At 67.0% G+C, this 21,021-nt stretch carries 18 protein-coding genes and 2 tRNA genes; 6 read left to right on the forward strand and 14 right to left on the reverse strand.

The features are described 5' to 3' along the window. Window positions 1–26: 26 nt before the first annotated feature. Together GR168_RS15505 and GR168_RS15510 are read left to right on the forward strand one after the other, a co-directional pair. The gene (locus GR168_RS15505) at window positions 27–2,225 is read left to right on the forward strand and encodes an RNA degradosome polyphosphate kinase (protein WP_065632752.1); all 2,199 of its coding nucleotides are present in this window, start codon (window positions 27–29) and stop codon (window positions 2,223–2,225) included. Between the two features lie 44 nt (window positions 2,226–2,269). Next, window positions 2,270–3,202: an NUDIX hydrolase gene (locus GR168_RS15510; RefSeq protein WP_065632716.1), complete on the forward strand. Its 933-nt coding sequence runs from the start codon at window positions 2,270–2,272 to the stop codon at window positions 3,200–3,202. Between the two features lie 103 nt (window positions 3,203–3,305). Here GR168_RS15510 and GR168_RS15515 read toward each other — a convergent pair whose 3' ends face one another. The 3 genes from GR168_RS15515 to leuC form a co-directional block, all read right to left on the reverse strand. Beyond that, complete coding sequence (locus GR168_RS15515; protein ID WP_159371140.1) at window positions 3,306–3,935, reverse strand: HU family DNA-binding protein; 630 nt, start codon at window positions 3,933–3,935, stop codon at window positions 3,306–3,308. A 173-nt stretch (window positions 3,936–4,108) separates the two neighbouring features. Next, window positions 4,109–4,702, reverse strand: coding sequence for a 3-isopropylmalate dehydratase small subunit (leuD, locus tag GR168_RS15520; RefSeq protein ID WP_065632714.1), 594 nt, complete (start codon window positions 4,700–4,702; stop codon window positions 4,109–4,111). Window positions 4,703–4,753: 51 nt separating this feature from the next. Then, window positions 4,754–6,217 carry a 3-isopropylmalate dehydratase large subunit gene (leuC, locus tag GR168_RS15525; protein WP_159371141.1) on the reverse strand — a complete coding sequence of 488 codons (1,464 nt, stop codon included), beginning with the start codon at window positions 6,215–6,217 and terminating at the stop codon, window positions 4,754–4,756. A 107-nt stretch (window positions 6,218–6,324) separates the two neighbouring features. Here leuC and GR168_RS15530 point away from each other — a divergent pair, with 107 nt between their 5' ends. Next, a complete protein-coding gene (locus GR168_RS15530; RefSeq protein WP_058252125.1) occupies window positions 6,325–7,059 on the forward strand; it encodes an IclR family transcriptional regulator in 735 nt (244 codons plus the stop codon). 60 nt (window positions 7,060–7,119) lie between these two features. Continuing rightward, window positions 7,120–7,617: a PPOX class F420-dependent oxidoreductase gene (locus GR168_RS15535; RefSeq protein WP_058252126.1), complete on the forward strand. Its 498-nt coding sequence runs from the start codon at window positions 7,120–7,122 to the stop codon at window positions 7,615–7,617. 130 nt (window positions 7,618–7,747) lie between these two features. Here GR168_RS15535 and GR168_RS15540 read toward each other — a convergent pair. The 5 genes from GR168_RS15540 to GR168_RS15560 all read right to left on the reverse strand — a co-directional run bounded on the left by GR168_RS15540 (window position 7,748) and on the right by GR168_RS15560 (window position 11,149). Continuing rightward, window positions 7,748–7,820 (reverse strand) — tRNA-Glu (locus GR168_RS15540). A gap of 54 nt (window positions 7,821–7,874) precedes the next feature. After that, a tRNA-Gln gene (locus GR168_RS15545) sits at window positions 7,875–7,946 on the reverse strand. 86 nt (window positions 7,947–8,032) lie between these two features. Beyond that, window positions 8,033–9,511: a glutamate--tRNA ligase gene (gene gltX / locus GR168_RS15550; protein ID WP_159371142.1), complete on the reverse strand. Its 1,479-nt coding sequence runs from the start codon at window positions 9,509–9,511 to the stop codon at window positions 8,033–8,035. 46 nt (window positions 9,512–9,557) lie between these two features. Next, window positions 9,558–10,382, reverse strand: coding sequence for an alpha/beta hydrolase (locus GR168_RS15555; protein WP_065632710.1), 825 nt, complete (start codon window positions 10,380–10,382; stop codon window positions 9,558–9,560). Then, window positions 10,379–11,149: a fumarylacetoacetate hydrolase family protein gene (locus GR168_RS15560; protein ID WP_058252129.1), complete on the reverse strand. Its 771-nt coding sequence runs from the start codon at window positions 11,147–11,149 to the stop codon at window positions 10,379–10,381. The genes GR168_RS15555 and GR168_RS15560 overlap by 4 nt, the downstream gene beginning before the upstream one ends. A 151-nt stretch (window positions 11,150–11,300) precedes the next feature. Here GR168_RS15560 and GR168_RS15565 point away from each other — a divergent pair, with 151 nt between their 5' ends. After that, window positions 11,301–12,530, forward strand: a complete 1,230-nt coding sequence (locus GR168_RS15565; protein WP_159371143.1) for an MFS transporter — start codon at window positions 11,301–11,303, stop codon at window positions 12,528–12,530. Window positions 12,531–12,604: 74 nt separating this feature from the next. On the opposite strand, the gene GR168_RS15570 is transcribed toward GR168_RS15565, so the two are convergent. Next, window positions 12,605–13,612: a 3-isopropylmalate dehydrogenase gene (locus GR168_RS15570; protein WP_159371144.1), complete on the reverse strand. Its 1,008-nt coding sequence runs from the start codon at window positions 13,610–13,612 to the stop codon at window positions 12,605–12,607. Continuing rightward, window positions 13,609–15,204 (reverse strand): phosphoglycerate dehydrogenase, encoded by a 1,596-nt coding sequence (gene serA / locus GR168_RS15575; RefSeq protein ID WP_159371145.1) that lies wholly within the window; start codon window positions 15,202–15,204, stop codon window positions 13,609–13,611. Before serA ends, GR168_RS15570 begins: the two co-directional genes overlap by 4 nt. 340 nt (window positions 15,205–15,544) lie before the next feature. Between serA and GR168_RS15580 the strand changes: the two genes are divergently transcribed. Beyond that, the gene (locus tag GR168_RS15580) at window positions 15,545–16,210 is read left to right on the forward strand and encodes a trypsin-like peptidase domain-containing protein (protein WP_058252132.1); all 666 of its coding nucleotides are present in this window, start codon (window positions 15,545–15,547) and stop codon (window positions 16,208–16,210) included. 137 nt (window positions 16,211–16,347) lie between these two features. Here the strand turns inward: GR168_RS15580 and GR168_RS15585 are convergent, their stop codons facing one another. From GR168_RS15585 to GR168_RS15600, 4 genes are all read right to left on the reverse strand, one after another. Then, complete coding sequence (locus GR168_RS15585; protein ID WP_203235863.1) at window positions 16,348–17,199, reverse strand: alpha/beta hydrolase; 852 nt, start codon at window positions 17,197–17,199, stop codon at window positions 16,348–16,350. Between the two features lie 172 nt (window positions 17,200–17,371). Beyond that, window positions 17,372–18,385 (reverse strand): ketol-acid reductoisomerase, encoded by a 1,014-nt coding sequence (ilvC, locus tag GR168_RS15590; protein WP_058252140.1) that lies wholly within the window; start codon window positions 18,383–18,385, stop codon window positions 17,372–17,374. Between the two features lie 118 nt (window positions 18,386–18,503). After that, window positions 18,504–19,007: an acetolactate synthase small subunit gene (ilvN, locus tag GR168_RS15595; RefSeq protein WP_058252141.1), complete on the reverse strand. Its 504-nt coding sequence runs from the start codon at window positions 19,005–19,007 to the stop codon at window positions 18,504–18,506. Further along, a complete protein-coding gene (locus tag GR168_RS15600) occupies window positions 19,004–20,968 on the reverse strand; it encodes an acetolactate synthase large subunit (protein WP_058252142.1) in 1,965 nt (654 codons plus the stop codon). Before GR168_RS15600 ends, ilvN begins: the two co-directional genes overlap by 4 nt. Window positions 20,969–21,021 lie beyond the last annotated feature (53 nt).

The raw sequence follows: 21,021 nt of genomic DNA on the forward strand, positions 1-21,021 counted from the left end.
GGACGGCGATGGGTCATCATTGGGGGGTGAGCCCCGCCGACGATGACGTATCGCAGACCGCCACGGTCACCACGACACCGATCCCGCATGCCCCGCCGGCCGCCACCCTGGTGCCCGACGAATCCGCCGACCTGCCCGAGGACCGTTACCTCAACCGGGAATTGAGCTGGCTGGACTTCAACTCCCGGGTGCTCGCACTCGCCGAGGACACCTCCCTGCCGCTCCTCGATCGTGCGAAGTTCCTCGCCATCTTCGCCTCGAACCTCGACGAGTTCTTCATGGTGCGGGTGGCCGGACTCAAGCGGCGCGACGAGACCGGCCTGTCGGTCCGGTCCGCCGACGGCCTGTCGCCGCGAGAACAACTCATGCGCATCGCCGGACGCGCGCAGACCGTCGCCGACCGGCACGCGCGCGTCTTCCTCGATTCGGTCCGACCGGCGTTGGCCGACAACGACATCTACGTGGTGTCCTGGTCGCAGCTCACCGCCGAGCAGCAGGCGCGGATGACCGATTATTTCCAGGACGAGGTATTTCCGGTCCTGACGCCCCTGGCGGTCGACCCCGCTCATCCGTTCCCGTACATCAGCGGGTTGTCGCTGAACCTCGCGGTCACGGTCCGCGACGTCAACGAGAGCGGCGAGCACTTCGCGCGGGTCAAGGTACCGGACAACGTGAACCGCTTCATCCGCGTCGACCGGCTGTCGCCCGCTCGGGCGTCCGACGACGACAAGGCCGCCAGGAGCGCGGTGTTCCTACCGTTGGAGAGTCTGATCGCGGCCAACCTCGGGACGTTGTTCCCGGGTATGGAAATCGTTGAGCACCACGTCTTCCGGATCACCCGCAACGCCGACTTCGAGGTCGAAGAGGACCGCGACGAGGACCTCCTCCAGGCGCTCGAGCGAGAACTCGCGCGCCGTCGGTTCGGCTCGCCGGTGCGGCTCGAGGTCGCCGACGACATGAGCGAGCACATGCTCGAGTTGTTGCTGCGCGAGCTCGAGGTGGACCCCGCCGACGTCATCCAGGTGCCCGGACTCCTCGATCTGTCATCACTTTTCGAGATCTACGCGCTCGACCGCCCGCATCTCAAGGACCGTCCGTTCGTCCCCGCCACCCACCCCGCGTTCGGCGAGCGAGAGACACCCAAGAGCGTGTTCTCTACTCTTCGCGACGGTGACGTACTCGTCCACCATCCGTACGACTCGTTCTCGACGAGCGTGCAGCGGTTCATCGAGCAGGCCGCGGCCGACCCGCAGGTCCTGGCCATCAAGCAGACGCTGTACCGCACCTCCGGCGACTCCCCGATCGTCAACGCGCTCATCGACGCCGCCGAGGCCGGGAAGCAGGTCGTCGCGCTGGTGGAGATCAAGGCCCGCTTCGACGAGCAGGCGAACATCAAGTGGGCCCGCAAACTGGAACAGGCCGGCGTCCACGTCGTCTACGGCCTCGTCGGTTTGAAGACCCACTGCAAGACCTGCCTGGTGGTGCGTCGCGAGGGCTCGACGATCAAGCGGTACTGCCACATCGGGACCGGCAACTACAACCCGAAGACCGCGCGGCTCTACGAGGACGTGGGCCTGCTGACCGCCGCCCCCGACATCGGCGCCGACCTGACCGACCTGTTCAACACCTTGACCGGCTACTCCCGCAAGCAGGAATACCGCAACATCCTCGTTGCGCCGCACGGCATCCGGGCGGGCATCATCAAACGGATCCATCGCGAGATCGAGCTGTTCCGCGACGGCGACACGCGCGCGAGAATCCAGCTCAAGGCGAATGCACTGGTCGACGAGCAGGTGATCGATGCGCTGTACCGGGCCTCGCAGAGCGGGGTACCCGTCGACGTCGTCGTCCGTGGCATCAGCGCGCTGCGGCCCGGGGTCGAGGGTTACAGCGACAACATCCACGTGCGGTCGATCCTGGGGCAGTTCCTCGAGCATTCCCGAATCCTGTATTTCGGTGCGCAGAACGAGTACTGGTTCGGCAGCGCGGACATGATGCACCGCAATCTCGATCGGCGCGTGGAGGTCATGGTGAACGTCCGTGACGAGCGTCTGGCCGGTGAACTCGGTGACATCTTCGCCTCCGCCCTCGATCCGCGGACCCGCTGCTGGGTCCTGCAGTCCGACGGGAGCTGGGTGGCCTCACCCGCCGAGGGCGAAGAGGTGCGCGACCATCAGCGACAGATGATGCGGCGCAATCGTCGTCGGCCGGAGACCAGTTCGTGACCGGCACCGACGCGTAACCTTCGACCTCTACGATCACCATCGACATGGCGAAGAAGACGAATGAGGTGTGGGCCGCCGGCGGTGTGGTCTGGCGACCGGTTGTCCCCGGTCCGACCGGGAACGATGCCGCCGAGATCGACGATGTCGAGATCGCGGTCGTCCACCGCCCCAAGTACGACGACTGGACGCTGCCCAAGGGAAAGGCCGAGCCGGGCGAGACCCTCATCGACACGGCGGTGCGCGAGATCGCCGAGGAGACGGGCCAACACGTCGTTCTCGGCCGGCACCTGGACGACGTCCACTACGACCTCGGCAGTACCCGCAAGCATGTGCGCTACTGGTCGGCGCGAGCGTCCGACGGAGAGTTCGTCGCCGGGCACGAGGTCGACGAGCTGCGGTGGCTCTCCGTCGACGAGGCCCGGGAGATGTTGAGCTATCCGCTCGATCGCACGATCCTCGAGGAGTTCGTGCGGCTACCCGCGGACCTGCACACGTTCCTGTTGGTACGGCACGCCAAGGCCGGCCGGCGCTCGACCTACAAGGGCGACGACCGGTTGCGGCCCCTCGACAAACTCGGCCGGGCGCAAGCCGCCGCCCTCGCCCCATTGCTGATCGCGTTCGGGGCGAGCCGGGTGCACTCGGCCGATCGCGTCCGCTGTGAGCAGACCCTGGAACCGCTACGCGACCGGCTGGGGGTCGAGTTGCACAGCGAGCCGGATCTGTCGGAGGAGACGTATCGGACCAATCCGGCAGCGGCGCAACGCCGGATCCTCGAACTCGCCGCCGACACGACGTCGACCCTGGCGGTCTGCAGTCAGGGCAAGGTGATCCCGCCCCTCATGGACTGGTGGTCCGAGCGCGACTCGATCCCGCTTCCCAAGGCCTCCAACCGCAAGGGCAGTGTGTGGGTTCTGTCCCTGTTCGACGGCCGGCTGGTGGCGGCCGATCACATCGCCGGGCCGCTCCCGACAGCCTGAGTTCCCGCGCCCCCCGCCGGTTGACCCCGAACACGATTCAGCCCCCGGCGGGGGAAGTACGCCGGGGGCTGAATAGGGATCGTCGACCGCGGTTGTCCGCAGGTCAGCGACGGGTGGTCTTCTTCGCCGCGGTCTTCTTCGCGGCAGTCTTCTTGGCCGGAGCTTTCTTTGCGGCGGTGGCCTTCTTCGCCGGCGCCGCCTTCTTGGCCGGAGCCTTCTTCGCCGCGGTGGTGGTCTTCTTGGCCGCCGTGGTCTTGGCCGGAGCCTTCTTCGCCGCGGTGGTGGTCTTCTTGGCCGCCGTGGTCTTGGCCGGGGCCTTCTTCGCCGCGGTGGTCTTCTTGGCGGCGGCGGTCGTCTTCTTGGCGGCGGTCTTCTTCGCCGGCGCAGCCTTCTTGGCTGCCGTGGTGGTGGCTCCGCTTCCGCGCTTCACAGCCGGACCGGTCGCGGACAGCTTCTGCTTGCCCGCCACAACGGCTTTGAACTGAGCGCCCGGACGGAACGCCGGCACCGAGGTCGCGCGGACCTTGACGGTCTCGCCGGTGCGCGGGTTACGGGCGACGCGCGGTGCGCGCTTCCGCTTCTCGAATACGCCGAAGCCGGTGATCGTCACGCTCTCGCCCTTGTTGACCGCGCGCACGATCGTGTCGACGACGAGCTCGACGGCTTCAGTCGCAGTCTTGCGATCCGCGTCGAGCTTCTTGGTCAGCTCATCAATGAGCTCCGCCTTGTTCATGAGTACCTCCGCAAGCTGATCTGACCGAGTTTCGGCCAGCTACCAACACACGGTAAACGTCGAATTTGAAAACGTCCATCTTCCACGCCAATTAGGACGCCGTGTTGCGAAATGGCATGGCAGCTCACGATGGTGCCGCCGCGGCGAGATGACCCCGCCGCGGCGGTGCGAAATCAGTCCGCGAGGGTGCGCGGCTTGAATGCCGGACGCGCCGACTCGTACTCGGAAATCGCCTCTACCTGGCGCAACGTGAGTCCGATGTCATCGAGACCCTCCATCAGGCGCCACCGCGTGTAGTCATCAATTGCCAACGGCACCACGAGGTCTCCGGCGGTGACCGTCTTATCGACAAGGCTCACCGTCACTTCGAGGCCCGGAGTCTCCTCGAGGCGCTTCCACAGCAGTTCGACGTCGGACTGCTCGACCTGCGCGGCCACCAGACCCGCCTTGCCCGAGTTGCCGCGGAAGATGTCGGCGAAACGCGACGAGATCACCACGCGGAAGCCGAAATCGGACAGCGCCCAGACCGCGTGCTCACGCGACGACCCGGTGCCGAAGTCGGGACCGGCAACCAGGACCGACCCGCGGCTCCAGGGCTCGTTGTTGAGGATGAAATCGGGATCGGTCCGCCAACCGGCGAACAGACCGTCCTCAAAGCCGGTGCGCGTCACCCGCTTCAGATAGACGGCCGGGATGATCTGGTCGGTGTCGACGTTGCTGCGACGCAGCGGGACACCGATTCCGGTGTGTTCGGTGAACGGTTCCATGAGAAAGCCCCTGTTCGAATGATGTGGCAGGAATGTGGGTCGGACCGTGACTCAACCGAGATCGGCGGGCGCCGGCTGCGAGTCCAGATCGGCGGGCGCGGACAAGGTGCCGCGCAGCGCGGTGGCCGCTGCCACTCCCGGAGACACAAGGTGCGTTCGGCCACCCTTGCCCTGGCGCCCTTCGAAATTGCGGTTGGAGGTCGACGCACACCGCTCCCCCGGGGCGAGCTGGTCCGGGTTCATGCCCAGGCACATCGAGCACCCGGCCTGCCGCCACTCGGCGCCGGCCGCGAGGAAGATCTCTCCGAGTCCCTCGTCCTCGGCCTGTGCACGCACCCGCATCGAACCGGGCACGATGAGCATCCGCATCCCGTCCGCGACCCTGCGCCCCTTGAGGATGCCGGCGACCTCGCGCAGGTCCTCGATCCGGCCGTTCGTGCAGGAGCCGACGAAGACCGTGTCGACCTTGATGTCGCGCAGCGGCGTTCCGGGCTCGAGGCCCATGTACTCGAGCGCCTTGGCCGCGGCACTCGCCTTGACCTCGTCGCCGTACTCCGCCGGGTCGGGTACCGCCGCGCCGAGCGGGGCACCCTGTCCCGGATTGGTCCCCCACGTGACGAACGGGGTCAGCGAGGCGGCGTCGATGTGCACCTCGGCGTCGAAGGTGGCGCCGGGATCGGTGCGCAGACTGTCCCAATAGTCAACGGCAGCATCCCAATCGGCACCCGAGGGGGCATGCGGGCGGCCCTTGAGGAACTCGTAGGTGACCTCGTCGGGTGCGATCATCCCCGCCCGGGCGCCTGCCTCGATCGACATGTTGCACACCGTCATCCGCGCTTCCATGGAGAGCTTGCGGATCGCCTCCCCGCGGTACTCCAGCACGTAACCCTGCCCGCCGCCGGTGCCGATCTTCGCGATGATCGCGAGGATCAGGTCCTTGCTCGTCACGCCGGGCGGGAGCTCGCCGTCGACGTTGATCGCCATCGTCTTGAACGGGCGCAGCGAGAGGGTCTGCGTCGCCAGGACGTGCTCGACCTCACTGGTACCGATACCCATCGCGATCGCTCCGAAGGCACCGTGTGTGGAGGTGTGGCTGTCACCGCACACGACGGTCATGCCGGGTTGGGTCAGGCCCAGCTGCGGCCCGACCACGTGGACGATGCCCTGCTCGGCGTCACCCATGGGGTGAAGGCGGACGCCGAATTCCTCGCAGTTGCTGCGCAGCGTGTCGACCTGGGTCCGCGACACGGGATCGGCGATGGGCTTGTCGATGTCCACCGTCGGGACGTTGTGGTCCTCGGTCGCGATGGTCAGATCCGGTCGGCGGACCGGACGACCGGCGAGGCGCAGGCCCTCGAAGGCCTGGGGACTGGTGACCTCGTGGACGAGGTGGAGGTCGATGTAGATCAAGTCGGGATTGGTGTTGCCGGACGCATCGACGTCACCGGGGACGACGACATGGTCGCGCCACACCTTCTCGGCGAGAGTCAGCGGCTGGGCTGGGCTGTTGCTCATGGCTTCACTCGTTATCTGCTCGGGTTCTTCGGACTCTGCACGCGGTGTTGACGTTCTGGCTGTGTTTCGAACGTGCATCTCACTATTTGGACAGCTAGTATCGTCCTATGGGAAAGGATACCGCATCCGCGGTCAGCAGCGGAATCGGAGTGCTCGACAAGTCCGTGGCGGTGCTGCACGCGATCGCCGAGGCGCCGTGCAATCTCTCCGAGCTCTGCGAGCGCACCGGTCTGCCCCGGGCGACGGCACATCGACTCGCCGTCGGACTCGAGACGCACCGCTTTCTGACCAGGGATGTCACCGGCCGCTGGCAGCCCGGCCCCGTCCTCGGCGAACTCGCCTCCTCGGCACACGATCCCGTCACCGAGTCCGCTCTCATGGTCCTCCCCCGGCTCCGCGACATCACCGGCGAATCGGTTCAGGTCTATCGCCGCGAAGGGGCCGAACGCGTCTGCGTCGCCGCGATGGAACCACCGACCGGCCTGCGTGACACCGTGCCGGTGGGCACCCGGTTCCCCATGAGCGCAGGGTCCGCGGCGAAGGTCCTCCTCGCCTGGGCCGACCCCGCCACCCAGCGCGCGCTCGTGCCGGACAGCGTCTTCAGCGAGCGCGCACTGCACGAGATCCGCCGGCGCGGGTGGGCCCAGAGCGCCGGTGAACGCGCCGCCGGAGTCGCGAGCGTGTCGGCTCCCGTGCGCGACGGCAACGGTGACGTGGTCGCCGCGATCTCGGTGTCCGGGCCGATCGACCGAATGGGCCGGCGACCCGGTGCACGCTGGGCCGCCGATCTGCTCGCCGCCGCCGACGCCATCCACAAACGCCTCCAGGCCGCACGTCCCTGACCCAGAGCCGTTGCACCCGGAGCGGTTCCGATGAACCCGCCGGTGGGCTAGCGTCGGGGAATGGGAGTCAACCAACGCAATCAGATCGTCATGTCCGAGGCCGAGATCGCGGAGTTCGTGGCGCGCAGTCGGACCGCGACCCTCGCCACCACCGGAGCGGACGGGAGCATCCACCTCGTGGCGATGTGGTACGGGATCATCGACGGCGAGATCTGGTTCGAGACCAAATCCAAGTCGCAGAAGGCGGTCAACATCCGTCGCAACAACCGGTGCTCGGTGATGATCGAGGACGGTGACACCTACGACACACTGCGCGGCGTCACCTTCGAGGGCACTGCCGAGATCCTCGACGACCCGGACTCGTGCCTGAAGGTCGGCATCAGCGTCTGGGAACGCTACACAGCGCCCTACACCGAAGAATCGCGACCATTCGTCGAGCAGATGATGAACAAGCGCGTCGCCGTCCGGATCCGTCCGTCCCGCACCCGTTCCTGGGACCACCGCAAGCTCGGCATCCCCGAGATGCCGGCCTCGGGCACCACCGCCGAATTCCTCTGACCGCAGTCCCGGCGCGACACCTTCTGACCCTCGTCCGTGTTTCGGTGTGATCATCGCAACACGGACGAGATGGTCTGTCGCGCAATGAAAAACACCCTCCCCCTGCATCGCAGAGGAAGGGTGTTTCTCGTAGCCCCGACGGGATTCGAACCCGCGCTACCGCCTTGAGAGGGCGGCGTCCTAGGCCGCTAGACGACGGGGCCATGGGAACTTCCGGCGATCAAGACCTTAGCACGGTCTCGATCTCTTTCTGTCCGCTGGGGTACCAGGACTCGAACCTAGAATGGCGGTACCAGAAACCGCTGTGTTGCCAATTACACCATACCCCATTGGCTTGATTCTCCTTGCGGAAAACTGCCGAGAAAGAGAGTATCAAAGGGTCACCGTAAGTCCACAAACGTGCAGCTCAGCGGCACTATTTGGCTGCGATCTCCCGTGCCGAGGCCAGCCGCGCGAGCGTCTTGTCGCGACCCAGGATCTCCATCGATTCGAAGAGCGGCGGACTGACCTGGGAGCCGGTCACCGCCACGCGTACCGGACCGAACGCCTTGCGCGGTTTGAGCCCCAGATCGTCCACCAGCGCAGCATTCAGTGCGTCCTGCAGTGCGGCGGTGGTGAAGGAGCCCAGCGACTCGACCGCGGCGATGGTGGCGTCCAGGACCGGCACCGCGTCGGCGCCCAGGTTCTTGCTCGCCGCCTTCTCGTCGATCGTGAACTCGTCGTCGGAGACGTAGGCGAAGGAGATGAGGTCCCACGCGTCGCCGAGGACCTGGATACGCGTCTGCACCAATTCGGCCAGAGCCGCGAAGGTCTCGTCGTCGGCGCTCTCGGGGAGCTTGCCCTGCGCGACGAGATACGAGCGCAGCCGCGCCGTGAAGTCGGCGACCTCGAGCATCCGGATGTGCTCGGCGTTGATGGCGTCGGCCTTCTTCTGATCGAACCGTGCGGGGTTCGAGTTGACCTGTCGCACATCGAAAGCCGCGATCATCTCGGCCAGGCTGAAGACGTCGACATCGCTCTTGTAACCCCAGCCGAGCAGCGCGAGGTAGTTGAGCAGACCCTCGGGGATGAAACCGCGGTCGCGATGGTGGAAGAGGTTCGACTGGGGGTCGCGCTTGGAGAGCTTCTTGTTGCCCTCACCCATCACGAAGGGCAGGTGCCCGAAGGCCGGCACGGCGTCGGCGACGCCGATACGGATCAGCGCGTCGTACAGCGCGAGCTGCCGCGGAGTCGACGACAGGAGATCCTCGCCGCGCAGCACATGGGTGATCTTCATCATCGCGTCGTCGACCGGGTTGACCAGCGTGTAGAGCGGATCGCCGGTCGCACGGGTCAGCGCGAAGTCGGGAACGGTACCCGCCTTGATCGTCGTCGTGCCGCGCACGAGATCGTCCCAGGTGAGGTCGGTGTCCGGCATCCGCAGGCGGACAACGGGTTTACGTCCTTCGGCGAGGTAGGCCGCACGTTGCTCGGGCGTCAGGTCACGATCGAAGTTGTCGTACCCGAGCTTGGGGTCGCGTCCGGCGGCGCGGTGCCGGGCCTCCACCTCTTCCGGGGTCGAGAACGCCTCGTAGGCCTCGCCGGCCTCGAGAAGGCGGGCGACGACGTCGGCATGGAGTTCCCGCCGCTCGGACTGCCGGTAGGGACCGTAGGGTCCGCCCACCTCCGGCCCCTCGTCCCAGTCGAGACCGAGCCAGCGCAAGGCGTCGAGGATGGCCTCGTAGGATTCTTCGCTGTCTCGCGACGAGTCGGTGTCCTCGATGCGGAAGACGAAGGTGCCACCGTCGTGCCGGGCCTGCGCGAAATTGAAGAGCGCGGTCCGCACGAGTCCCACGTGGGGAGTGCCGGTCGGGGATGGACAGAATCGGACGCGAACGGCCTCACTACTGGTCATGAGGCTCAGCGTATCGAAGCCGACCGCCGCCCCCGCACGCCCGCCGTCAGGCCCGGTGGCGCTCGCAGAACTCCACCAGGACCCGGTTCACCTCGGCCGGCTGTTCGAGATAACCGAAATGACCGGCCCGCTCGATCTCGACGTACTCCGCGCCTGGAATGGCTTCGGCGACTTCGCGCGCCAGCTTCGCCGGCAGGGTCCGGTCGTCGGCGAATCCGACGACCAGCGCGGGCCGGGTGATGCCGCGGTACGCCGCGAGACGGTTGGACTCCTTGTTGTGGAGTTCGAGCTGTGCGCGGACGCCCGGGGTGATCGTCTGCGGGGAGAACCCGATGATGTCGAGCCAGTCTCGCGCGGTGCGGTCGTCGTCGAGCGTGTGCGGCGACAGGTTGAGATGCGCGGTGATGGCGGCCTCGTACTCCGGTGGCAGCTTGATCTTGTTGTCGTAGAGGGCCCGCTCACCGGCCGAGATCGCTTCCTGCAGTGGGGTGTTGCGGCCGTACGTCGCAACCATCACCGCCGCCTTGACCACGTCGGGGCGGGCCAGCGCCAGCTCCTGGGTGATCCGGGCACCCAACGAGGTGCCGATCACGATCGCCGGACCGCGGCCGAGGTGTTCGATCAGGGCCGCGGTGTCGGCGACCATGTCGTCGAGCGTGAAACCCTCGGCGCACTCCGACGACGGTGCGACACCGCGGTTGTCGAACGTCACGACGGTGAAGCCGGCTTTCACCAGCGCGGGTTCCTGATGCGCCTTCCAGACGCGGCCGGGACTTCCGGTTCCCATGACCATGACCACGAGCGGGCCCGACCCGGCGAGGCTGTAGGAGATGTCGATCCCGTTGACACGGGCCGTGCTGGGAGCTGTCACTTGTCCACCACCGGGTTGGAGAGCGTACCGATACCGTCGACGGTCACCGAGATACGTTGACCGGCGACCATGGGCCCGACCCCTTCCGGGGTGCCCGTGAGGATCACGTCGCCGGGCAGCAGGGTCATCACGCGCGAGATCCACTCGACGATCTCACCGACGTCGTGGAGCATCAGCGATGTCCGGGTCCGCTGCTTGACCTCGCCGTCGAGTTCCGTCACGAGTTCGACGTCCGACGGATCGAGCGAGGTGTCGATCCACGGGCCGAGCGGACAGAAGGTGTCGTACCCCTTGCCGCGGGTCCACTGACCGTCGGCCTGCTGGTGGTCGCGGGCGGTTACGTCGTTGGCGACCGTGTATCCGAGGATCACGTCCTTGGCCTGCGCGGCCTTCACGTCCTTGCACGGGCGTCCGATGACGGCCGCGAGCTCCCCCTCGTAATCGACCCGTTGCGACGACGGCGGACGCACGATGGGCACCTCGGGGCCGATGATCGAAGTGTTGGGCTTGAGGAAGATCACCGGGTCGGCGGGCGCCTCGCCGCCCATCTCCGCCGCGTGTGCGGCGTAGTTCTTGCCGATGCAGATCACCTTGCTGGCGAGGATCGGCGCCAACACCCGGACATCCGCCAGCTTCCACGACCGGCCGGTGAACGTCGGCGTACCGAAGGGATGTTCGGCGATCTCCTTGACGACGGCGTCGTCTCCGTCGCCCTCGACGGACACGAAGGCCACGCCGTCAGGACTCGCAATTCGACCTAAGCGCATGTCCAGACCCTATCGCACCGCCGATCCCACACGTTGGGAGACGAGTTGGCGGACGTCGGTGCCGGTTTTACAATGTGGTCACACTGTTTCATATATTGAGATATTCAACCCCGGTTCACCGGGTCCGGACAGACAGCGAGGTGAGTAGACCATGACCGATGTCGACGACATCACCACTGCCCGAAGGTGGATCATCCTCGGGTGCTCGCTGCTCGCCGCGCTCACCACGACTTGTGTGGTCAGCGGTGTCGCCTACCTGATCCCCACGCTGCACACCGACGCCGGACTCACCCTCACCCAGGCCTCGGCGCTTGCCGCGATCCCGACGGTCGGACTGATGGCGGCGACGATCCCGTGGGGAATCCTGTTGGACCGCTACGGCGAACGACGGATCCTCCTGCTGTCGCTGTCGATCTCGCTCGCCGGCGCGACCGGGGCGACCGTCGCCGCGTCAGCCGATGCGTCCTATGCCGTCGTGGGTGCCGCGCTCTTCGTGGGCGGTCTCGGCTCGGGGGCGGCGAACGGGGCCAGCGGTCGCATCGTCGTCGGCTGGTTTCCCGCACGCCAGCGTGGGACTGCGATGGGCATCCGGCAGATGGCACAACCGCTGGGGATCGGCGTCTGCGCTCTCACCATGCCGGTTGTCGCAGCGAGTTCGGGACCCGCTGCGGCACTGGCGATCCCAGCCGTGGTGACTGCTGCAGGACTCGTCGCGGTGGTCGTCGGCATCACCGATCCGCCGCGTCGGCCGGCTCCCGCGTCGACGGTCGGCAACCCTCCCCCGCGCACGAATCCCTACCGCGACAACTCTTTCCTCGCACGCATCCACATCGTCAGCATGCTGCTGGTCATCCCCCAGTCCATGCTGTGGACCTTCGTACCGACCTGGCTGATCGTCGCGCACGGGTGGTCACCGGCCGGCGCCGGAACCCTGATCACCGTGACCCAGATCATCGGTGCACTGGGCCGGATCGTCGCCGGACGGTGGTCGGACGCCTGGATGTCGCGGATGCGACCGGTCCGCGTGATCGCGGTGGCCGGTGTCGCCGCCATGTCCGCGCTCGCGATCGCCGACTGGTTCGACAGCCCACTCGCGCCCGCGCTCATGGCGGTGGCGAGCGTCATCTCGGTGGCCGACAACGGCTTGGCGTTCACCGCCATCGCCGAGTACGTCGGACCGGAATGGAGCGGCCGCGGACTCGCCGTACAGAACACCGGACAGTATCTGGTGACCGCGGCGACCACACCGCTTCTCGGAGCACTCATCGCGACCGTCGGTTTCCCGATCGCCTTCGCCGCGACCGCCCTGGCACCGCTTATCGCGACGCCCCTGGTCCCGCGCGACCGGATGCGAGTACCCGATGAGCTGGTCGACGCCTGAACCCACCACCAAGGGACGAACCCGCCACCGAATTGGTGGCGGGTTCGTCCCTTGCTGGTGAATATGCCTGCGAACTACAGCCGTTCGCGGATACGCGCACCGATCTCGGAGGTGCTGAACGTACCGCTGCGCTCGGCGAGGTCGTCGGCGACTGCCTTCTCGATCCGGGCGGCGGCGTCGTCGTCGCCGAGATGCTGGAGCAGGAGCGCGACCGACAGGATCGCGGCCGTCGGATCGGCCTTGCCCTGCCCGGCGATGTCGGGTGCCGAGCCGTGCACCGGCTCGAACATCGACGGGTTGGCACCGGTGGCGTCGATGTTGCCCGACGCGGCCAGCCCGATACCACCGCTCACCGCGGCGGCGATGTCGGTGATGATGTCGCCGAACAGGTTGTCGGTGACGATCACGTCGAAGCGGCCGGGGTCGGTGACCAGGTAGATGGTCGCCGCGTCCACGTGGCAGTAGTCGGTGGTGACGTCGGGGAACTCGGCACCCACCTCCTCGACCGCGCGACTCCACATCGACCCGGCGAAGGTCAACACGTTTGTCTTGTGGACCAGCGTCAGCTTCTTGCGACGCTGCTGGGCACGCTGAAATGCGTTGCGCACGACGCGTTCCACACCGAACCGGGTGTTGACGCTGACCTCGGTGGCGACCTCGTGCGGGGTTCCGACACGAATCGCGCCACCGTTGCCGGTGTAGGGCCCCTCGGTCCCCTCCCGAACGACCACGAAGTCGATGTCGGGGTCGCCCGCGAGGGGCGAGGAGACACCGGGGAAGCGGCGCGACGGCCGCAGGTTGACGTGGTGGTCGAGTGCGAATCGCATCGTCAGGAGCAGACCGCGCTCCAGCACGCCCGACGGCACGGACGGATCGCCGATGGCGCCCAACAGGATCGCGTCGTGACGACGAAGCGACTCGAGGTCGTCCTCGGTGAGCAGCTCGCCGTTGCGGTGGTAGCGGCGTGCGCCGAGGTCGAACTCGGTGGTGCTCACCGACGGTACGACCGAGTCGAGGACGCCCAGCGCCTCGCCGATGACCTCGGGACCGATGCCGTCGCCGGCGATGACTGCGAGTTTCATGCGAGGTCGACCTGTTCGATGAGGGTTGCGCTGACCGCGTCACCGATCGCGGCGACGACCTCGTCGTCGAGGACGCTGCTCACGCGCAGCATCATGGTCGCGCCGCCGCCCTCGGCGTCCTGCGACAAACCGGCCGCCAGGATGTCGATGCCGGCGTTCCCGAGCAGCGTTCCGATCTTGCCGAGGGAACCCGGCTGGTCGGCGTAGCTGACGATGAGGTTGTGCCCTTCGGCACGCAGGTCGAAGTTGCGGCCGTTGATGTTGACGATCTTCTCCACCAGGCGCGGACCCGACAGGGTGCCCGAGACATTGTGGGTCGAGCCGTCGGCGAACACGGCCTTCACGTCGACCACGCTGCGGTGGTTGGGACTCTCCGGCGCGGTGGTGACCTCGCTGGTCACGCCGCGTCCCTCGGCGACCGCGGGGGCGTTGACGAAGGTGACCGGCTCGTCGAGCACCGCGGAGAACAGGCCGCGCAGCGCGGACAGGCCGAGCACGTCGACGTTGTTCGCGGTGAGTTCGCCCCGTACGTCGACGACGATGGAGGTCGGCGGCTCCTTGCTGATGGCCCCGACGAGCACGCCCGCCTTGCGAGCGACCTCGAGCCACGGTGCGACCTCTTCGTCGACGGCGCCCCCGGTGATGTTGACGGCGTCGGGGACGAAGTGACCGGCCAGCGCCAGTCGGACGCTCTTGGCGACGTCGGTGCCCGCGCGATCCTGCGCCTCGCTGGTCGATGCGCCGAGGTGGGGCGTCACGACGACCTGCGGCAGCTCGAAGAGCGGCGAGTCGGTGCAGGGCTCGGTGGCGAAGACGTCCAGGCCGGCCGCGCGGACCTGACCGGAGTTGATCGCGTCGGCCAGTGCCTGCTCGTCGATGAGGCCACCGCGGGCGGCGTTGACGATGACGACGCCCTTCTTGGTCCGGGCGAGCTGCTCGGCGCCGATGAGGCCCAGGGTCTCCGGGGTCTTCGGCAGGTGGACGGTGATGAAGTCGGCGCGTTCGAGGAGTTCGTCGAGGCTGACCAGCTCGATCCCGAGCTGGGCCGCACGAGCCGGCGACACGTAGGGGTCGTAGGCGATGATGTGGGTTTCGAAGGCTGCCAGCCGCGCGGCCACCAGCTGGCCGATGCGGCCGAGTCCGACGACACCGACGGTCTTGTCGAAGATCTCGACGCCGTTGAACGACGAACGCTTCCAGGTCTTCTCGCGCAAGGTGGCGTCCGCGGCCGGGATCTGGCGCGACGCGGCCATCAGCAGCGCGACGGCGTGTTCGGCCGCGGTGTGGATGTTCGAGGTCGGGGCGTTGACGACCATGACGCCGCGCTCGGTCGCGGCAGGCACGTCGACGTTGTCCAGACCGACACCCGCCCGGGCGATGATCTTCAGCTTCTTGCCCGCGTCGAGGACCTCGGCGTCCACGGTCGTCGCGGAGCGGACCAGGATGGCGTCGGCGTCGACGACCGCCTCGAGCAGCTTGGGACGATCCGGGCCGTCGACCCATCGCACCTCGACACCGTCACCGAGTGCTTCCACGGTGGACGGCGCCAGCTTGTCGGCGATGAGTACAACCGGGCGGCCAGCAGAGCTCACAGTCATTTCTCCAGGTTCGGGGAGTGCGGTTTCACGAACGTCGGTATGGAGTGTCGGTGACGACTCCGTACGACAGCTTAAAGGTGTGGTAGGTCCCGTCGAGCATGCGGTCTACCCCGAAACGAGAGCCCTGTCCCCCGGCACGAGTAGAGTGTGACGCGCATTACGGCAAACTCGCGCGGCGCATCACAGAAGTGTTGCAAACCGACCGCGGCTCGATCCCACGCCGCCGTGCGCGCGTGGGGCGCCCGGTACGGTGTGCTTGCCGCCCATCGCGAAGTTCCCGACGGGCGGCGATGCCCGTGATCGAGAACTGGTAGACCCGAGAAGTGGAGTGCGGATGACGAAGAAGCTGACAGTACTGTTGGCGGTTTTGGCTGCGACGGTGCTGGCCGGCTGGGGAGGGGGCGTCGCGGTCGCCGCACCGGCGAAGATCTTCATGGGAGGCGGGTCCGGAATCCTGGTGCTCAAGGGCGGCAACTCGGCCGCGGCCTGCACCCTGACCACCATCGGCCGCTCGAAGACCAACAAGCTCATCGGGGTCACCGCGGGACACTGTGGCACTCCCGGCCAGAAGGTCTACTCCGAGACGTTCCAGGACCGCGGCCAGGCAGGCACCATCACCTACACCGCGCCGGATCTCGACATGGCGATCATCGAACTCGACGCCTCTCGAGTCGTGCCGCTGCGCACGGTCCGCGGCGTGACGATCCGCTCGGTCGACCAGGCGCCGCTCGCCTTCCCGACCATCGCCTGCAAAGAAGGCCGAACCACCGGCAACACCTGCGGCATCGCCTGGTTCTCCGACGGCGACGTGCACGTCAGCCAGATGTGCGTCATCGAAGGTGACTCCGGTAGCCCCGTGGTCGTCGGCGACCGGCTGGTGGGCATGGTGAACGCCTACTACTTCCTCGGTTGCCTCGGCCCCGAGACCGGCACCAACATCCAGCCGATCCTGAAGCGGATCGCTTCCCTCGACGCTTACAAGGGATTCCGGGTCGCCTGACGACTCTGGGTCCCACCCCCACCGACGCCCCGGATGGTTTCCCTCCGGGGCGTCGTCGTGTGCGGGGTGACGTGCGCAGTGAGGCGCCGGGACGACTGCTCGGGCCGAGCACGACCCGGGTGGTCAGCCGGCTTCGGTCACCGGGTGACCCCGAGCCAGTCCTCGATCTCCCGGGTGACCGCTGCCGTCGCCTCCATAGGTGCGAGATGTCCGACACCGTCGAGGATCACGGGGTCGCGGCGGTCGGGCAGGAGGTCTCGTAGCTGCGTGGCCTGCTCGACGGGAATCCACGGATCGTCGGCGCCCCAGCCGATTCGCGTCGGGCACCGGACCTCCGACAGGCGTTCCGCGACAGGTCTCGTGTGCTCCGGCCGCAATGCCGCGATCTGACGATAGAACCCGGCCTTGCCGTCCCTGCCGAGCCACGGACGAGTCAGCTCGTCGAGGTCATTGTCCGTCAGCCGATGCCGCGCGGCACCGGCGATGTACTCGCGCACCAACGCCGCGTGCAAGGGGTCGGGAAGTTGCTCGAAGACCTCGGTGTTGTCGGCGACCAGTCGAAAGAAGGGCGACCCCCACGGATCCAGAGTCACGATGTCCCAGAGGAACAACGACGCGTACTCGCGACCGTGGAGCAGATGCGCACCCAGTGCCACCGCACCCCCGATGTCGTGTGCGATCACGTGCGGCCGCGTCAAACCCCACTGAGACTGCAGCACAGCGAATCTCGACATCTGGGTCGCCAGATCCACCGGTGCGTCCCTGACCATCGACTGCCCGTATCCAGGCATGTCCCACAGGAAGACTCGGCGACCGAGGCCGATCTGTTGCGCCACGCCGGCCCACACGTACGCCGACCACGGAGTCCCGTGGCACATCACCACATCGATGTCGGTGTGCCCCGCCGGCTCGAGAACATATGTCGCAACACGCTCCCCGTCGACGTCGACATAGACCGGCGGCGGCAGAACGATTCCTTGGCTGTCCACGAGTCAGACATTAAACCCGTCGAGCCGAACCCACCCTTTTTCGGTATTTCCTCACCCCGCGACCCCGGTGGGATTGCCGAAAAGGGGTGGGTCTGCGGAGACGCAAGCGGGTCCGCACCATATCGGTGCGGACCCGCTGTCGGCGCTGCGTTCAGCGCAATACCGCTGCGACTCAGGCGGTCTCGGTGATCGGACGATCAACCCAGCTCATCAGGTCGCGCAGCTTCTTGCCGGTGACCTCGATCGGGTGCTCGGCGTTCTCCTTGCGCAGGCCCTCGAGCTCCTTGTTGCCGCCCTCGACGTTGGCGACGAGGCGCTTGACGAAGGTGCCGTCCTGGATGTCGGTGAGGATGCCGCGCATGCGCTCCTTGGTGTCGGCGTCGATGACCCGCGGGCCCGACACGTAACCGCCGAACTCGGCGGTGTCGGAGACCGAGTAGTTCATGCGCGCGATGCCGCCCTCGTACATGAGGTCGACGATCAGCTTTAGCTCGTGCAGCACCTCGAAGTAGGCCATCTCGGGGGCGTAACCCGCCTCGACCATCACCTCGAAGCCGGTCTTGACCAGTTCCTCGGTGCCGCCGCACAGCACGGCCTGCTCGCCGAAGAGGTCGGTCTCGGTCTCTTCCTTGAACGTGGTCTTGATGATTCCGGCACGACCACCGCCGATGGCGCTGGCGTAGCTCAGCGCAAGCGCCTGGCCCTCGCCCTTGGGGTCCTGGTGGACGGCGATGAGCGCGGGAACGCCCTTGCCGTCGACGAACTGGCGGCGCACGAGGTGGCCGGGGCCCTTCGGGGCGACCATCGCGACGGTCACGTTCTCCGGCGCCTTGATGAGGCCGAAGTGGATGTTGAGACCGTGGCCGAAGAACAGCGCGTTGCCGTCCTGCAGGTTCGGCTCGATGTCCTCGGTGAAGATCTTCGCCTGCGAGGTGTCGGGCGCCAGCACCATGATGACGTCGGCCCAGGCGGCGGCCTCGGATGCGGTGAGCACCTTGAGGCCCTGCTCCTCGGCCTTGGCCTTCGACTTGGAGCCCTCACGCAGACCGATCACGACGTCGACGCCGGAATCGCGCAGCGACAGCGAATGCGCATGGCCCTGGCTGCCGTAACCGATCACCGCGACCTTGCGACCCTGGATGATCGACAGATCCGCGTCGTCGTCGTAGAACAGTTCGATGGCCACTATGTTTCCCTTCGATATGTGGTGTCCCTGGCGGATTCTCGGAATCCGTCGGGATTCGTAATTCCCTTGTCGCTCCTCGCCGATGCTCAGATGAGCGCGAGGACAGCGGGATTCTCTGTCAGCGGTTGGCCGACATGCTCTTCGGTCCCCGACCGAGGGTCACCGCGCCCGATTGCGCGATCTCCCGGATTCCATACGGATCGAGCATCCGCAGAAGTGCTTCGAGTTTTTCCGACGTGCCGGTGGCCTCGATCGTCAGCGACTCGGGCGAGACGTCGATCACCTTGGCGCGGAACAGATTCACCACCTCGATGACCTCGGTGCGCACCGTCGAATCCGACCGCACCTTGACCATCATCAGCTCGCGCGAGACCGAGCTCGCCGGGTCCTGCTCGACGATCTTGATCACGTTGATCAGCTTGTTGAGCTGCTTGGTGACCTGCTCGAGGGGGAAGTCCTCCACCGAGACCATGATGGTCATCCGCGAGATGCCCTTGAGCTCGGTGGGGCCCACGGCGAGTGACTCGATGTTGAATCCGCGCCGCGAGAACAGCGCCGAGATCCGCGCGAGGACGCCGGGTCGGTCTTCGACCAGGACACTGAGGGTATGGGTGGTGCTCACTGCTCGTCCTTCTGGTTTGCGCGATCGGCCGGCGCGTTGTCGACCGTTTGATGGCCATCCATCGCCTGGTGGATCTCCACCGGGCCCGACGCCGACTCGTCGTCGTCGAACAGCGGCCGGATGTCGCGGGCGGCCATGATCTCGTCGTTGCCGGTACCGGCGGCGACCATCGGCCACACCTGGGCGTCCTTGCCGACGATGAAGTCGATGACCACCGGGCGGTCGTTGATCTCCCGCGCCTTCGCGATCACCTCGTCGACGTCCTCCTCGCGCTCGACGCGGAAAGCCACGCAGCCCAGCGCCTCCGAGAGCTTGACGAAGTCCGGGATCATCCGCGAGTGCGTCGACAGATCGGTGTTCGAGTAACGCTCTTCGTAGAACAGCGTCTGCCACTGGCGCACCATACCCAGGTTGCCGTTGTTGATCAGCGCCACCTTGATCGGGATGCCCTCGATCGCGCAGGTGGCGAGTTCCTGGTTGGTCATCTGGAAACAGCCGTCACCGTCGATCGCCCAGACCTCGGCGTCGGGGTCGGCGGCCTTGGCGCCCATGGCGGCGGGCACCGCGTAGCCCATCGTGCCCAGACCACCGGAGTTGAGCCAGGTGCGCGGCTTCTCGTAGGAGATGAACTGTGCGGCCCACATCTGGTGCTGGCCGACACCTGCGCAGTACACCGCGTCCGGGCCGGCGGCCTTGCCGAGGGCCTGGATGACGAACTCCGGCGACATCGAGCCGTCGGTCTGACGGTCGTAGCTCAGCGGATAGGTCCGACGCAGGTTGTCGAGGTAGGACCACCACTGCGAGATGTCGGGAGTCGAGCCGCTGGTCGCCCGCTCCTCGCGCAGCGCCTCGGTGAGCTCGGCGATGACCGCCTTGCAGTCACCGACGATCGGCACGTCGACGGGCCGGTTCTTGCCGATCTCGGCGGGGTCGATGTCGGCATGGATGACCTTGGCGTTCGGCGCGAACGACGACAACTGTCCGGTGACCCGGTCGTCGAAGCGTGCTCCGAGGGTGATCAGCAGATCGCTGCGCTGCAGGCCCGCGACCGCCGCCACCGTGCCGTGCATGCCGGGCATGCCCAGGTGCAGCTGGTGGCTGTCGGGGAACGCGCCGCGTGCCATCAGCGTGGTGACCACCGGGATGCCGGTCAGCTCGGCCAGTTCCAGCAGCTCGGCCGACGCGTTCGCCTTGATGACACCGCCGCCGACGTAGAGCACCGGCGACTTCGCGGCGTTGATCATGCGGGCCGCCTCGCGAACCTGCTTGCCGTGCGGCTTGGTCACCGGACGGTAACCGGGCAGGTCGATCTGCGGCGGCCAGGAGAACGTGGTCTGGGCCTGCAAGATGTCTTTGGGGATGTCGACCAGGACCGCGCCGGGACGACCGCTCTCGGCGATGTGGAACGCCTCGGCGATGGTCTTCGGGATGTCGATCGCCCGGCTGACCAGGAAGTTGTGCTTGGTGACGGGCATCGTGATACCCGAGATGTCGGCCTCCTGGAACGCATCGGTGCCGATGAGCGCGCGACCGACCTGGCCGGTGATCGCGACGACCGGCACCGAGTCCATCTGGGCGTCGGCCAGCGGGGTCACCAGGTTGGTGGCACCGGGACCGGACGTGGCCATCATGACGCCGGCCCGCCCGGCGACCTGGGCGTACCCGGTCGCGGCGTGACCTGCGCCCTGCTCGTGACGGACGAGGACGTGGCGGACCTTCTGCGAGTCCAGCAGCGGGTCGTAGACCGGCAGGACCGCGCCACCCGGAATGCCGAAGACGACCTCGACACCGAGCTCCTCGAGGGAACGAACCACAGACTGGGCGCCGCTGACACGCTCGGGAGCAACGGTGTGCTGGGTTACCGCACGGAGGTTGCCCGCCGCCGGAGACTGCTGCCGCAGTCCTGCGTTGCGCGTCGGCTCGTTGCGGCCGGCGTCGGTGCGTGCTGTTGGTGCGCTCACTGCACGATCCTCATCTTGGTTGTGGAATCCGATATCGGTGATGGAAGTACCTG

Origin of the sequence: Gordonia sp. JH63 (assembly GCF_009856645.1) — a bacterium.
Classification (GTDB): domain Bacteria; phylum Actinomycetota; class Actinomycetes; order Mycobacteriales; family Mycobacteriaceae; genus Gordonia; species Gordonia hongkongensis.